The sequence below is a fragment of the Pseudescherichia vulneris genome, from assembly GCF_902164725.1.
Classification (GTDB): Bacteria; Pseudomonadota; Gammaproteobacteria; order Enterobacterales; family Enterobacteriaceae; genus Pseudescherichia; species Pseudescherichia vulneris.
This window is the reverse complement of sequence record NZ_LR607338.1, coordinates 2,452,069-2,466,943: the sequence shown is the minus strand read 5'-3', so window position 1 is coordinate 2,466,943 and position 14,875 is coordinate 2,452,069. Positions and strand designations below refer to the sequence as shown.

Below are 14,875 nucleotides of genomic sequence, written 5' to 3'. Positions count from 1 at the left end.
GATGTGGGTTGATTAATCATTTACATTTAATGGGTCGACGGATAGATACCAAAGTCACCGTCTGTCGCATATCCGATACGAAACGTCAGTGTACTGCCTGCATCCACCTCCGCGGACTGGGCGCTCATGCTCCCCGCACAGAAGTCCTTCGGCAAGGTACTAATGACATACTCCCCCGGCGTTGGATAGACAACCACTTCTTGAGAGGTATCTAAATCCACTACCGGTTTGCCATTAATATACACGCGGCTTAAGCACGAATTACCTGTAAAGCTCCCATCGCGCTTGATCACCACCGCGCCGCTGTCCCTTTTTTTCACCAGAAGCTGTGGAGCAAGAATTTGTTTCTGCGGCGCGAGCTTCGCCTGTTGATTAGACCCAGATTTAGACGTACAGCCAATCAGTCCAACAACCACTACCGCGATAAGTATTTTTTTCATCTGTTAGCAGTCCCATGTTTATATGTAATGACCTCATCGTGATGTGCTACGGCAAACTTCGGCATTGATAATAAAAAAGCCGCCTCAAGGCGGCTATCATGCTTTCATGCGAGTTCCGATCCCGATCATCGCCTGTTTGGTGAAGCAATAGTGGATAGGCCTGCTATGCCTTAACCTACCTTATCCAGGCGTATTAAAGGGCGCAAAGCAAAGGTAATCTGTTGTTTTATTACTGCTAAAATTGCTGACAAATCAAACGGAAGCCGATATGAACACATTTACTATAATTGCCATTCCTTTTTTTATCTCTTCTATGGTCTTCCTTCTTCTCGCAGCAAGGCTGAAGCAATCCGTCTGGCTCATTGTTGGTGGTGTTTTTATGTGCTCGTCAGTGGTTAACGCTGTGATTGGCATGAGCCTTTGAAGCTATCCAGCCTCCGAGGACGTTAGAATTTTCTGGTTTCCGCTGCAAAAATAGACAACTCCGGTACACTTAAGGTCGTTATGCAACCTATGAGAGGAGACGTCTGATGGCCACAGCTAAAGCGTACGATCTTGATCAGGCATACGAGCTACTCAACTCCGGTAAACACCGGGAGGTCGAACTGGATTTCGACATTGATACCGATGCTTTTTTCCAGATTGCCGACGAGTATGGGAGTAAGGGTGCAGAGATAAAGCGATCTAATAACCACTTTGTTATCAAGTTAGAATCTTTATCTATCCCCTCTTTGAATTAAGCAGGTATCCCTATCAGCAGGCGCAGCAACGGCCTGCTGCTCTTAAACCCCTACGTTACGCACAGCCTTCCGGCTTAAATATCCGTGTCGTCGAGGCAGGGTTATTGATGAGCTTCTCTGCCGCCCTGCGCGGCCTCTTTACCAACTCGCCGGCGCAGTTCGGACAGCGCATCGCCATCTTTTCTGCGCAGCGTGCGCAAAACGTACACTCAAATGAGCAAATCAGCGCCTCGGTAGCATCCGGCAGCAGATCGCTATTGCAGCACTCGCAGTTAGGTCTTAGCTCCAGCATAGGGCGATCCTCAATGGTCATGGGCTAATATTGACGGTCGGGTAAGTCACCGTCCGGCATAATGACTATTTATATACCAGCCGATCCCCTTCCGCATCCCCCTCTATACTTTTAGTAACGAAACTGGAGGCTTATATGTGTGGACGATTTGCTCAGACGCAGGCGCGCGAAGAGTACCTGACGCTCTTTGCTGATGAAGCCGAGCGCAATATCCCTTTCGATCCCGAACCTATCGGACGTTACAACGTTGCACCCGGAACAAAGGTGCTTTTGTTGAGCGAACGCGACGACAGGCTGGCGCTGGATGCGGTTCACTGGGGCTATGCCCCGGGCTGGTGGGACAAACCGGCGCTGATTAATGCACGCGTCGAAACTGCCGCTACCAGCAGAATGTTTAAACCGCTGTGGCTGCACGGTCGCGCGGTCTGCTTTGCCGACGGCTGGTTTGAGTGGAAAAAGGAGGGCGATAAAAAACAGCCTTACTTCATCCACCGCAGCGACGGGCAGCCGATCCTGATGGCGGCTACCGGTAGCGCGCCATTTGAACGCGGCGATGAAAATGAAGGCTTTCTGATTGTTACGGCCGCGGCGGATAAGGGCCTGGTTGATATCCACGATCGGCGGCCGCTGGTGCTGACGCCGGAGGCCGCCAGGGAGTGGATGCGGCAGGATGTTAGCGGCAAGGAGGCGGAGGATATCGCCAAAGATGGCGCGTTGCCGGCGGAGATGTTCACCTGGCACCCGGTCACGCGCGCGGTAGGTAATATCAAAAACCAGGGGCCGGAAATGATCGAGCCTGTAGAGTAATTTCTACCCCGGATATAACCCTTATCGCCGTTTGCCTGGCATCATGCGCTGCAGCGTATCGTCTTTCCAGACGTAGTGATGCGCCAGCGCAGCGGCGGCATGCAGACCGATCGCGTAGTAGCCCAGCGTCGCCAGGGTGACGTGCCAGCTTTTCAGGGTATCCACCAGATCGAAGTTTGCTTCGCTGGCGTGGGGCATCGTGATGCCGAAAGCAAACCAGTTGTTACCGCGATTCCACATCATCAGCAGGCCGATGATCGGCAGGGCAATAAACAGCAGAGTGATAACCAGATGGCCGAGATGCGCCAGCCCGGTCATCATCGGCTTGGGTTTGGGAGTAATCAGCGGCGCGGGATATTTCAGGCGCACCAGCAGACGCGCCACCATCAGCACCAGAATGGAGATCCCACAGGAGACGTGCACCATATTGATCAGCGGACGGTCGCTACGGGGGAAAAACCCACGAAATTCCATCGCACAGTAGGCGACCACCACCAGCAAAAATACCAGCCAGTGAATGGTTATTTGTAACCCGGAATATTTGCTGCGCATCAGATTTTCCTTATCTAAAACAATAAAAAAGCAAACATACCGGGCTTTGATTAAATCTGCATTAATTATTCTCAGGCTGAATCATTCAGGATTGCAGATAGACTACCTGCGTTTGCAGATACTCGTTCAGACCATGACGTCCGTCAGCGCCGCCGATACCGGATTTACGCCAGCCAGCATGGAACCCCTGCATGGCCTCAAAGTTCTCGCGGTTGACGTAGGTTTCGCCAAACTTCAGCCCCTTGATCGCTTTCATGGCGGTATTAAGGTTTTGCGTATAGATTGATGAGGTCAGACCGTAGTCGCTGTCGTTAGCCATCTCTAACGCCTCTTCCAGCGTATCAAAGACCACTACCGGCAGCACCGGGCCAAAGGTCTCCTCATGCATGATGGTCATATCCTGACGCACGTCCAGCAGCAGCGTCGGCGGATAGAAATAGCCACTGCCCTCTACCGCTTTCCCACCGAGCGCGATTTTTGCCCCCTGCTCTACAGCACCGGCCACCTTCTGCTCAACGCGAGCCAGCGCGGCGGCGTTGATCAGCGGCCCCATGGCAATGTCGTTACGTGCGGCAGGATCGCCATACTCAACGGCGTTCATTGCCTCACCTAAACGGTTAACGAAGCGATCGTAGATGCCCTTCTGGACGTAGACGCGCTCGGCGCAGTTACAGACCTGCCCGGTATTGATCACCCGAGAGTCGACGATGGCCTTCACCGCCAGCTCCAGATCGGCATCGTCCATTACAATGGCCGGCGCTTTGCCCCCCAGCTCCAGGCACACCTTGGTGATGTTTTTCGCCGCCGCCGCCATAATCTTCTCGCCTGCGCCTACGCTACCGGTCATGCTGACCATCGCCACTTTCGGGTTACCCGCCAGCTCCTGACCGACGGTCTCTCCACGGCCAAGCACCAGGTTAAACACCCCGCGCGGCAGGCCAATGCTGTCGACAATTTTGGCAAAGGCGATGGCGTTGTTAGGCGTAAACTCGCTCGGCTTAATGACGATGGTATTGCCCGTGATCAGGGCCGGAGCCAGCTTGCGGGCAATCAGGAAGAACGGGAAGTTCCACGGCAGGATGCCGGTGGTGACGCCTAAGGCGCGCTTAAAGACCAGAATGTTCTCTCCGGGGCGGTCGCTCTGCAGGATCTCACCTTCATAGCGGCGCGCCCATTCGGCCATGTACTCAATATAATCAGCGGTAAAAGCCACCTCGACCTCGGCCAGCTGCTGTATTTTACCGCCCTCTTCAACGATCAGAGCGCTAATTTCACTGGCCTGCTCGCGAATGCCCGCCGCGATTTTCCGCAACCATCCGGCGCGTTCGATGGCGGGCAGCGCCTCCCAGGCAGGCTGGGCACGGGAGGCGGCATCAATGGCTTTACGCGCATCGTCTGCCGTACCGTCAGGAATGCGCGAGATGAGCGCTTCGGTCGCCGGGTTGACGACATCAATCCAGGCCTCGCCCTGCCAGGCGACAAACTGACCATCGATATACATCGGGTGCTGTACGGGTGCTGTCATGCGCTGCTCCTGTAATGGTATTGTTTTTAACAAGTAAATACGTTGTTAAAAATCTACAGGCGTACCGGATAATTCCCAGAGCAACAGGCCGAATTTGTGAGTGAACTCATAATAAACAGCACCGTACATCAACCCTTTATATTAGCGAACGGGCTTGCAGGGTGGGGATTAACGTCTCATCCGCCAGAATAATCTCTCCCGCGCGGGCGATCTCATCAGGCATATCAACGTGAACAATAAAATCGCGTCCGTTCGGGCCATAGCCCTGGCTGTCATCGCGCAACCGCGCCAGCTCCCCAGGGATCAGCGACAGATAGCGCTCAACCGGCCAGAGCCCCTCTCTCTTCGGCTGGAAGCTCAAACCGTGACTGCCGTTTGCGAGTATCGGCGTAAAGCCCGGGTAGCTGACACAGAATGTATCGTTGAGATTGTCCGCCAGCGCGCGGGCAAAGGTGGCCATCGTTCGACGCTGCATGGTGGGATCCTGCACCACCACCAACGTTTTTAGCGGTATGCCACGCTCGCGGAGCAGCGCCAGGGAGAAGCGTGCGTTTTCGCCGCAGTTGGTTGACCGCTCCTCAAGGATCAGTTTCTCTGACGGGATCTTCCAGAATTGTCGGGCGATATCACCAATGATTGCCGACTCGGTACGTCCGGTGGTGCGCACTTTGTTATAGCGCGGGTGGCGGGCGATGGCCGAGTAGAGGAAAGGCGTGGAGTGGCCGATGCCGCCGCTGATGACCAGCGGTAGCTTATGGGCAGCAGCCAGCTCGCAGGCAGCGTCAATGGTGGGGATCACGGCATTACCGGCCAGAATGATGCAGTCGGCCTGCGCAGGGAGCGGCTTACCCTCGAACTCATTCTGCGCCAGCCAGCGCCCCAGGGCGTTCACTGCTGCCAGCGTCTTTTCTGGCAGAGTCGGAAAGCGGGGAATAAACATCGTTACCTCCTGTAGGATATATCGTTACAGGGTAACAAAGCCTGAGGTAAAGAAAAGGCGATCTCTCCTAATCGCTGATTTCCCTTTATTGATTAATCTGCTAAATATTCAATATGACAAGTATACTTCCTTAATGCAGACTGCTTGATGTTAACAATATATGGATGACCAACAGCCAACGAAACGCGACCCCTATGCACCACGTGAATGGGCTCCGCATGAAAAACCGATGCTGCTGGGGTCCCCCTCAACGCCGCTTCACCCCGTTCCAAAACGTATTGCCTATGGCATTGTGGGCCTGCTGGTTTGCCTGACCGGCGCGCTGGGCAATGCCATGGTGTCCGCCAACCTGCAAAATTTGCAGGGAACCTTTGCCGCCTGGTCTACGGAGATCGCGTGGCTGCCAGCGGTCTACGTCATGACCAACGTCTCGATCAACCTCCTGCTAGTGAAATTCCGCCAGCAGTATGGCCTGCGCGCCTTTACCGAAGGCTTCCTGGTGCTCTACGTGCTGGTGACCTTTTTTCACCTTTTTGTCAACGATCTCAGTTCGGCGATAATGGTGCGGGCGGCGCATGGCATGGTGGCGGCGGCCCTGAGTTCGCTAGGGATCTACTACCAGATTCAGGCCTGGCCTGCCCGACATCGTCTCAAGGCGTTAACTATTGGTATCACCGGTTCATCGCTGGCGATCCCCATGGCAAGGCTCTTCTCTACCGAGCTGCTGCAAACCGACGAGTGGCGCGGACTGTACCTGTTTGAGTTGGGGCTGGCGCTGGTCTCCCTTGCCTGCGTGATCATGCTGAAGCTGCCGCCGGGGGATCGTAAAAAAGTCTTTGAGAAGAAGGACTTTATTACCTTTATTCTCTTTGCTCCCGGCATGGCCCTGCTCTGTGCGGTGCTGTCGCTGGGGCGGCTTGAGTGGTGGTTCGAAACGCCGTGGCTCGGCTGGGCGCTGGCGGGGGCGCTGGTGTTGATCGTTAGCGCCATCGTCTTTGAGCACAACCGCAGCAACCCGCTGCTCAATACCCGCTGGCTCTCAAGCGGCAGCATCGTGCGGCTGGGGCTGATTATGATCCTGATCCGCATCGTGCTGGCAGAGCAGAACAGCGGTGCCATCGGCTGGCTGCAGTATATCGGTCTGCAAAACGAGCAGATGACCAATCTGGCCTGGGCAATATTTGCCGGCATCGTCTGCGGCATCATCGCCAGCTGCCTGACCATTAAGCCCCAGCGGCTGGCCTGGCCTATTGTGACCTCGCTGGCGTTGATGATCGTGGCCTCCCTGCTCGACAGCCAGTCAACGAGCCTGACCCGAGCCAACCAGTTTATGGTGAGCCAGTTCCTGCTGGGCTTTGGCAGCGCCTTTTTCCTTGCCCCGGCGATGCTGGCGGGCATCGGCAGCGTGGTCACCGAGCCGCGTAACCTGGTGAGCTTCTCGGTGCTGTTTGGCATGAGCCAAAACCTCGGCGGCCTGCTGGGTTCGGCGGTGCTGGGCACCTTCCAGGTGTGGCGGGAGAAGTATCACTCCAGCCTGCTGGCGGATCAGCTTACCTCCCTCGATCCGCTGGTGACAGAACGCATTCAGATCTACACCCAGCTGTACAAAAATCTGATTGGCGACACCACGTTGCTCAACGCCCAGGCTATCGCCCAGCTACAAAACGTCAGCACTATCGAAGCCAATATCCTTGCCTATAACGATACTTATATGCTGACCGCGACCGTTGCCGCCGCCACCCTGCTGTGGATCCTATGGCGACTGTTGCGGCTGCGTATTACCGCCCGTTTGGCCCTAAAAAAAGCAGTGAACACCCCGAAATAGACTTGGAAGCGCATTAATGAAAGCAGTGTTACAACAGGAGTGGTTATGAGTCAGCAGGATGCCGCTAAAGAGCAGGCACATACCCGCAGCAACCTGCGGGTAGTTTCGATTTTTGCCGCCGCCGCCATTGGCATCGTGGGCGTACTGGTGATCCTCTACGCCTGGCAGCTACCGCCGTTTACCCGCCATACCCAGTTTACCGATAACGCCTACGTGCGCGGCCTGACCACCTTTATCAGCCCGCAGGTTAATGGCTATATCACCGAGGTGAAGGTGCAGGATTTTACCGTGGTAAAGCGCGGCGATCTGCTGGTGCAGATTGACGACCGTATCTACAAGCAGCGGGTGCATCAGGCCGAGGCCCAGCTGGCGATGAAAGTAGCGGCGCTCAATAACAACCTGCAACAGCGCAAAAGCGCCGAGGCAGTGATCAAGCGTAACGAAGCGGCGCTGCAAAATGCCCAGGCGCAAAATCAGAAGTCGCAGGCGGATTTACGCCGGGTGAAAAATCTTACGGCAGATGGTTCGCTATCGATTCGTGAGCGCGATGCGGCGTTAGCTAGCGCGGCACAGGGCAGCGCCGATATTGCGCAGGCCCGGGCTACCCTTGAGACATCACGCCAGGATCTGCAAACAACGATCGTCAATCGTGCGGCACTGCAGGCCGACGTGGAGAATGCGCAGGCGGCGCTGGAACTGGCGCAGATCGATCTGCAAAACACCCGCATCGTTGCTCCGCGCGACGGACAGCTGGGGCAGATGGCGGTGCGCCTTGGTGCCTACGTGACGGCGGGGACACACCTGACCACGCTGGTTCCCTCCCCACGCTGGGTTATCGCGAACCTGAAAGAGACGCAGCTTGCCCATATTCACACCGGCCTGCCCGTGCGCTTTACCGTGGATGCGCTGAACAATCAGGCCTTCTCCGGTCGTGTAGAATCTATCTCACCGGCAACCGGGGTTGAATTCAGCGCTATTTCGCCGGATAACGCCACCGGTAACTTTGTGAAGATTGCCCAGCGTATTCCGGTCCGTATTGCGGTCGAGGGAAATGCGGAGCAGATCGCGCGTCTGCGTCCCGGCATGTCGGTGCAGGTGCATATTGATACCCGGGAGGCGAAATGAGGCCGTTTCGCCCCGCGCTGCTGGCGCTCTGCGTTGCCCTTGCGGCCTGTCAGTCAGTTGACGTCCAGCCCGCCAAGCCCAGCCTGAAGATCCCCGCCCAGTGGCGCAGCACCGTCGGGCCGACCAGTCAGGCCGAAGCGGTCTGGTGGCGGAATTTCCACGACAGCCAGCTCAACCAGTACGTAGACCAGGCCCTGCGCTATAACAGCGATATCCTGATCGCTCGCGAACGGGTCAATGAGTATCAGGCGCGGGTGTTCGCCGCCGAGGGCAGCCTGTTCCCGACGCTGGATGCGGGCCTCAGCGGCACGCGAGCGCGCACGCAGTCTGCGGCGACAGGTCTACCAGCCTACAGCACGCTTTATCGAGGCAATCTCTCTGCCAGCTACGATGTGGATCTGTGGGGAGCCAACCGCAGCACCGCCAGAGCCGCCCAGGCCTCACTGGAAGCCCAGCAGGCCGCCGCCGCCGCCGCGAACCTGACCGTGGCGTCATCGGTGGCAACGGGCTACGTGACGCTGCTTTCGCTTGATGAACAGTTGCGCGTCACCCAGTCGACGCTAAAGGCGCGTGAAGAGGCGTTTACCCTCGCCCAGCGGCAGTACGAGGCGGGCTATAGCTCGCGGCTTGAACTGATGCAGTCGGACTCTGAGCTACGCGCTACCCGGGCGCAGATCCCGCAGATCCAGCATCAGATTACCGAGCAGGAGAATGCCCTCAGCGTGTTGATTGGCGACACCCCCGGTGGCATCCGGCGCAGCGACGAGTTTGATAAACTGACCCCGCTGCGCATTCCCGGACAGCTTCCCTCCTCGCTGCTCAACCGTCGGCCGGATATCGTCCAGGCGCAGCGAGAACTGATCGCCGCAGACGCCAGCCTCGCCGTTTCGCAGGCACAGCTACTGCCGTCTCTCAACCTGACGGCGGGGGGATCGGTGCAGGATGATACTCTGGCAGGTTTATTAGATAATCCGCTGCGGCTGTGGAGCGTCGGCGGCAGTATTCTTGCCCCGCTGCTTAACCGCCAGGCGCTGAATGCGCAGGTGGATGTCTCCCAGTCCCAGCGCAACCAGGCGCTCTATGGCTATGAGCGTACGGTGCGTAACGCCTTTAAAGAGGTAAACGACAGTCTCGACGCCATTGCCCGCTTGCAGGAGCAGCTGGTCGAGCTGCAGGGGCAGGTGGAGGTGGCAGACGAAACGCTGCGTATCGCGCAGAACCGTTACCAGAATGGCTACTCCTCCTATCTGGACGTGCTGGACGCCCAGCGCACCCTCTTTTCGGCGCAGCTCAACGTGGTGCAGGTGAAGAACAACGTGCTGCTGGCGCAGATCGACCTTTATCGGGCATTGGGCGGGGGTTGGACAGGCCAACCCTAAATCGTAGGCCCGGTAAGCAAAGCGCTACCGGGCACGTTATTAGCCGGAGATCTGCTCCATCGCCTGTAAGATACGCTTGTCCGAAATGGGGTACGGGGTTCCCAGCTGCTGAGCAAAGAAGCTCACCCGCAGCTCCTCGATCATCCAGCGGATCGCCTGCACGTCATCGTCGTTGCGGCGGGCGGGCGGCAGCTTGTTCAACCACTGCTGCCACGCCTGCTGAACCTGCTCCACCTTCAGCATCTGAGCGCGATCGCGGTGCGGATCTACCGCCAACTTCTCCAGCCGTTTTTCGATGGCCTGCAGGTAACGCAGGGTATCGCCCAGGCGGGTAAAACCGTTGCCGGTGACAAAGCCGCGATAGACCAGCCCCGACATCTGCGCTTTTACGTCCGACAGCCCCAGCGCCATGGTCATATCCACGCGCCCTTTCAGACGCTTGTTGATATTGAACACCGCCGTCAGGATCTGCTCTACCTGTTTGGCAATCTCCACCACCGTCTCGTTCAGCTCGGCGCGCACCTTCTCATGCAGCGCCGCGAAGCCCTCTTCCGTCCACACCGGGCCACCCGCCTCGTGGATCAGCTTATCCACCCCGCAGGCGATACAGTCGTCGATCAGGTCCAGCACTTTGCCGTAGGGGTTAAAGTAGAGTCCCAGCTTGGCTTTGTTGGGCAGCTTCTCGTGCAGATACTTAATCGGTGACGGAATATTCAGCAGCAGCAGTCGGCGCAGGCCGCGCCACATGGCCTGCTCCTGCTCCAGCGGGTTATCAAACAGCTTGATCGCCACGCTGTCGCGCTCGTCCACCAGCGCTGGCCACGCCTTCACCTTATAGTTGCCACGCTTCTGCTCATAGCTCTGGGCGAGGGTGCCAAAGCTCCAGATATGCAGCCCGCTCTGCTCGATGCCGTCATCGGCTACCGCCGACAGCGTCTCCTGCACTTTGCCCTTCAGGCTCTCTTTCAGCGCCGTCAGGTCACGCCCCTCTTGCAGCTTGCGGTTTTTATCATCTACCACGCGGAAGCTGATCTTCAGATGGTCAGGCACCTGCTCCCACTGCCACGCGTCGCGATCGACGGTGACGCCGGTCATGCGACGCAGCTCGCGCTCCAGGGCATCCAGCAGCGGCAGCTCAAGCGGCGTGACGCGGCCCAGAAACGCCTCGGCGTAGTTAGGCGCGGGCACAAAGTTGCGACGGATCGGTTTCGGTAGCGACTTGATCAGGGCGATAATCAGCTCCCGACGCAGGCCGGGGATCTGCCACTCAAAGCCGCTCTCCTCCACCTGGTTGAGCAGCGGCAGCGGAATGTGCACCGTCACGCCGTCGGCGTCCGCGCCCGGTTCAAACTGGTAGCTCAGACGCAGCTTCAGGTTGCCCTGATGCCAGAAGTTGGGGTAGTCCAGCTTGCTGACCTGCTCCGCGCCCTCTTTTATCAGCATGCTCTTTTCAAAGTTGAGCAGATCCGGCGTCTCGCGGCTGGCCTTTTTCCACCAGCTATCAAAGTGGCGGGCAGAGACAGCGTCGACGCTAATGCGCTGGTCGTAAAACTCAAACAGCGTGTCGTCATCCACCAGAATGTCACGACGCCGCGACTTGTGCTCCAGCTCCTCGATCTCGGTGCGCAGCTTCAGGTTCTCGCGGAAGAAGGCGTGCCGGGTCTGCCAGTCGCCCTCCACTAACGCATGGCGGATAAAGAGCTCGCGGCTGAGCGCCGGATCGATCTGGCTGTAGTTGACCTTGCGCGCGGCCACTACCGGCAGGCCGTAGACGGTGACCTTCTCCGTTGCCATCACCGCACCCTGGGCCCGCTCCCAGTGCGGCTCGCTGTACGAGCGCTTGAGCAGATGCTGGGCCACCGGCTCGACCCACTCAGGATCGATACGTGCGGCGATGCGCCCCCACAGGCGGCTGGTCTCAACCAGCTCGGCGACCATCGTCCACTTGGGCGGCTTCTTGAACAGCCCAGAGCCGGGGAAGATGGAGAACCGGGCGTTACGCGCGCCGGTAAACTCCTGCTTATCGGCATCCTTCATGCCGATATGCGATAGCAGGCCGGTGAGCAGCGCGATATGGATCTCACGGTACTCTGCCGGTTCGCTGTTGACCGCAATGCCCAGCTCTTTCACCACCTGGCGCAGCTGGGTATAGATATCCTGCCACTCGCGTACCCGCAGGTAGTTAAGGTAATCGGTACGGCACAGACGGCGGAACTGATTCGACGACAGCGCTTTCTGCTGCTCGCCAAGGTAGTTCCACAGGTTCACAAAGGCGAGAAAGTCAGACTCTTTGTCATGAAAGCGGCGATGTTTTTCATCGGACGCCTGCTGCTTATCCATCGGCCGCTCGCGCGGATCCTGAATAGAGAGCGCGGAGGTGATGATCATCGCCTCGCGCACGCAGCCCAGCTTCTGCGCCTCCAGCACCATCCGGGCCAGACGCGGATCCACCGGCAGCTGCGACAGCTGACGTCCCTGAGCGGTAAGCTTGTAGGCGGTCTGGCTCTCATCGGTAGTGATGGCGCCCAACTCCTCCAGCAGGCGCACGCCGTCCTGAATGTTGCGTCGGTCCGGCGCTTCGACAAACGGGAACGCCGCAATGTCGCCCAGCCCAAGAGCGGTCATCTGCAAAATCACCGATGCAAGGTTGGTGCGCAGGATCTCTGGGTCGGTAAACTCCGGCCGCGAGAGGAAGTCGTCCTCGGAGTAGAGGCGAATACAGATCCCTTCGGATACGCGACCGCAGCGCCCTTTACGCTGGTTGGCCGATGCCTGAGAAACCGGCTCAATCGGCAGACGCTGCACCTTAGTGTGGTAGCTGTAACGGCTGATACGCGCCGTGCCCGGATCGATCACATACTTAATGCCCGGCACGGTAAGCGAGGTTTCCGCCACGTTGGTAGCCAGCACAATGCGTCGCCCGCCGTGGGGCTGGAAGACGCGGTTCTGCTCGCTGTTCGACAGGCGCGCATAGAGCGGCAGCACCTCGGTATGGCGCAGGTTAAGCTTGTTCAGTGCATCGGCGGTGTCGCGGATCTCGCGCTCACCGCTCATAAAGATCAGGATATCGCCGGGGCTTTCGCGTCCCAGTTCGTCTACCGCGTCGAAAATCGCCTGGAGCTGATCGCGCTCGGTATCATCCGCCTCCTCGACAATGGGGCGATAGCGCACCTCTACCGGGAACGTACGGCCTGAAACTTCAATAATCGGCGCGTTGTTAAAGTGACGCGAGAAGCGCTCTGGATCGATGGTCGCCGAGGTGATAATGATCTTCAGATCCGGGCGCTTCGGCAGCAGCTCTTTAAAGTAGCCCAGCAGAAAGTCGATGTTCAGGCTACGCTCGTGCGCCTCATCGATAATGATAGTGTCGTACTGCATCAGCAGGCGATCCTGCTGGATCTCAGCCAGCAGAATACCGTCGGTCATCAGCTTGACCAGGGTGTTCTCGCTGACGTGATCGCTAAAGCGCACCTTATAGCCAATCGCGCCGCCCGGCTCGCTTTTCAGCTCCTCGGCAATACGGTTCGCCACGGTTCGTGCCGCCAGACGTCGCGGCTGGGTGTGGCCGATCAGACCCTTAACGCCCCGCCCCAGCTCCATGCAAATTTTTGGCAGCTGGGTGGTTTTACCCGAGCCGGTCTCACCGGCAACGATCGTTACCTGGTTGTCGCGGATTGCCTCCAGAATGTCCTGCTTCTTCTGACTGACCGGCAGATTCTCCGGATAGCTAATCTCCGGACGCGACGCCGCACGCCGCTCAACGACGGTCGCGGCCTGAGCGATCTCCTGCGCCATCTCTTGCAGGATGGCCTGCTGAGCGTCAGGATTTTTAACCTTCTTCACCCCATGAAGACGCCGGGCGAAGCGCTGCCGGTCGCGGAGCATGAGGTTATCGAGGTGATTATTGAGGTCGGCGAAGGACAATTTCTGTTGTTCAGTCATAGTGTTATCGGGCAATAGGCTGCCGGAAGAATCTCGCTTTTACGTTGAGTGTAGAGTACCACATCCGTTCTCGCTTTGACTTATTCAAAAAATTCGAATGTAGGCTTCGATATATTGCGCTATTCAAGCTGCTGATTTGTGAATAAAGTGACAAACAATTATTTGGGGGCGAACCTCATCAAATACAACAAAGGAAACACCCATGAGCAAAGTATTAGTTCTTAAATCCAGTATTCTGGCAGGGTACTCACAGTCTGGTCAGCTGGCTGACTATCTGGTCGATCAGTGGCGCGAGAAGAACGGCGCGGATGAGATCACCGTGCGTGACCTGGCGGCTAACCCTATCCCGGTACTGGACGGTGAGCTGGTTGGCGCGCTGCGCCCAAGCGATGCGCCGCTGACCCCGCGTCAGCAGGAAGCGCTGGCCCTCTCCGATGAGCTGATTGCCGAGCTGAAAGCGCATGACGTGATTGTGCTGGCGGCCCCGATGTATAACTTCAACATCCCGACCCAGCTGAAGAACTACTTTGACCTGGTGGCCCGTGCGGGCGTGACCTTCCGCTACACCGAAAACGGTCCGGAAGGCCTTGTGACGGGCAAACGTGCGGTTGTGCTCTCCAGCCGTGGCGGTATCCATAAAGATACTCCGTCCGACCTGATTGCCCCGTACCTGAAGCTGTTCCTGGGCTTCATCGGTATCACCGACGTGAACTTTGTGTTCGCCGAAGGCATTGCCTACGGCCCGGAAGTGGCAACCAAAGCCCAGGCCGATGCGAAAGCGGCCATCGACAGCATCGTTACTGCCTAAGCATGTTCCCCTTCTGCTGCGGCAGAGGGGGGTATTTACCCTTCCCGCCCTGTTTATTCCGATCCGCGCCGCAAATCCCTTACGCTGTTATACCCACTGTGCCACCCACCGTTAGAATGCCGATGGGTGCTTGAGGCTTTTTGTGGCTTCAGGCATGTCGGGAGTCCAAAAAGTTGAAAGCCCCAGGAGATATTTCTATCAACCTGAGGCTAACGACCAAACCCGACAGTTTGGATGTTAGCCCCTTCTTTGCATGGAGGCAATAACATGCCGACGAAATATGCCCTTATGGCAACCATAGTGCTATGCCGTACGGCACTGGGATTTACGCTGATGGTGCGCGGCTCGCTTTGTGAACTGAGCTTTAAGCAGCGTAGTATGGAGTTTAAAGCTGTTCTCGCTTACGAATTGAAGAAGTAGCTTTCATGCGGGGAGTAATCGCCACAACTGCCAGGTCGGGGTTGACCTCAACGCACCCTTTTCCCGATATGCCAGCCAGC

Annotated in this window: 13 protein-coding genes; 7 read left to right on the top strand and 6 right to left on the bottom strand. The window is 57.5% G+C overall.

Annotated features, from left to right (window positions below):
- Positions 1-26 precede the first annotated feature (26 nt).
- Positions 27-440 (bottom strand): hypothetical protein, encoded by a 414-nt coding sequence (locus FN633_RS10550; RefSeq protein ID WP_154057674.1) that lies wholly within the window; start codon positions 438-440, stop codon positions 27-29.
- Between the two features lie 530 nt (positions 441-970).
- Here FN633_RS10550 and FN633_RS10545 point away from each other — a divergent pair.
- Complete coding sequence (locus FN633_RS10545) at positions 971-1,180, top strand: hypothetical protein (RefSeq protein ID WP_042390845.1); 210 nt, start codon at positions 971-973, stop codon at positions 1,178-1,180.
- A 55-nt stretch (positions 1,181-1,235) separates the two neighbouring features.
- Here the strand turns inward: FN633_RS10545 and FN633_RS10540 are convergent, their stop codons facing one another.
- Positions 1,236-1,472, bottom strand: coding sequence for a DUF1272 domain-containing protein (locus FN633_RS10540; protein WP_154057673.1), 237 nt, complete (start codon positions 1,470-1,472; stop codon positions 1,236-1,238).
- 135 nt (positions 1,473-1,607) lie between these two features.
- Between FN633_RS10540 and FN633_RS10535 the strand changes: the two genes are divergently transcribed.
- Complete coding sequence (locus tag FN633_RS10535) at positions 1,608-2,279, top strand: SOS response-associated peptidase (RefSeq protein WP_154057672.1); 672 nt, start codon at positions 1,608-1,610, stop codon at positions 2,277-2,279.
- A gap of 21 nt (positions 2,280-2,300) precedes the next feature.
- On the opposite strand, the gene cybB is transcribed toward FN633_RS10535, so the two are convergent.
- The 3 genes from cybB to FN633_RS10520 all read right to left on the bottom strand — a co-directional run bounded on the left by cybB (position 2,301) and on the right by FN633_RS10520 (position 5,296).
- The gene (gene cybB, locus FN633_RS10530; protein WP_154057671.1) at positions 2,301-2,831 is read right to left on the bottom strand and encodes a cytochrome b561; all 531 of its coding nucleotides are present in this window, start codon (positions 2,829-2,831) and stop codon (positions 2,301-2,303) included.
- An 85-nt stretch (positions 2,832-2,916) separates the two neighbouring features.
- Positions 2,917-4,356, bottom strand: coding sequence for an aldehyde dehydrogenase (gene aldA / locus FN633_RS10525; protein ID WP_154057670.1), 1,440 nt, complete (start codon positions 4,354-4,356; stop codon positions 2,917-2,919).
- A 136-nt stretch (positions 4,357-4,492) separates the two neighbouring features.
- On the bottom strand, positions 4,493-5,296 hold the full coding sequence (locus FN633_RS10520; protein WP_154057669.1) for a YdcF family protein: 804 nt from the start codon (positions 5,294-5,296) through the stop codon (positions 4,493-4,495).
- Between the two features lie 160 nt (positions 5,297-5,456).
- Between FN633_RS10520 and FN633_RS10515 the strand changes: the two genes are divergently transcribed.
- From FN633_RS10515 to FN633_RS10505, 3 genes are read left to right on the top strand one after another with little or no spacing between them, the layout of a single operon-like run.
- Positions 5,457-7,121 (top strand): MFS transporter, encoded by a 1,665-nt coding sequence (locus FN633_RS10515; RefSeq protein ID WP_154057668.1) that lies wholly within the window; start codon positions 5,457-5,459, stop codon positions 7,119-7,121.
- A gap of 45 nt (positions 7,122-7,166) precedes the next feature.
- Positions 7,167-8,246, top strand: a complete 1,080-nt coding sequence (locus FN633_RS10510; RefSeq protein ID WP_154057667.1) for an HlyD family secretion protein — start codon at positions 7,167-7,169, stop codon at positions 8,244-8,246.
- Positions 8,243-9,625 (top strand): efflux transporter outer membrane subunit, encoded by a 1,383-nt coding sequence (locus FN633_RS10505; RefSeq protein ID WP_154057666.1) that lies wholly within the window; start codon positions 8,243-8,245, stop codon positions 9,623-9,625. Before FN633_RS10510 ends, FN633_RS10505 begins: the two co-directional genes overlap by 4 nt.
- 39 nt (positions 9,626-9,664) lie before the next feature.
- On the opposite strand, the gene hrpA is transcribed toward FN633_RS10505, so the two are convergent.
- Positions 9,665-13,567, bottom strand: a complete 3,903-nt coding sequence (gene hrpA / locus FN633_RS10500) for an ATP-dependent RNA helicase HrpA (protein WP_154057665.1) — start codon at positions 13,565-13,567, stop codon at positions 9,665-9,667.
- 202 nt (positions 13,568-13,769) lie between these two features.
- On the opposite strand from hrpA, the gene azoR reads away from it, so the two are divergent.
- Both azoR and FN633_RS10490 read left to right on the top strand, forming a co-directional pair.
- Entirely contained in the window at positions 13,770-14,375 is a 606-nt protein-coding gene (gene azoR, locus FN633_RS10495; RefSeq protein WP_042390825.1) for an FMN-dependent NADH-azoreductase, read from the top strand.
- A gap of 267 nt (positions 14,376-14,642) precedes the next feature.
- Positions 14,643-14,795 carry a Hok/Gef family protein gene (locus FN633_RS10490; protein ID WP_154057664.1) on the top strand — a complete coding sequence of 51 codons (153 nt, stop codon included), beginning with the start codon at positions 14,643-14,645 and terminating at the stop codon, positions 14,793-14,795.
- Positions 14,796-14,875 lie beyond the last annotated feature (80 nt).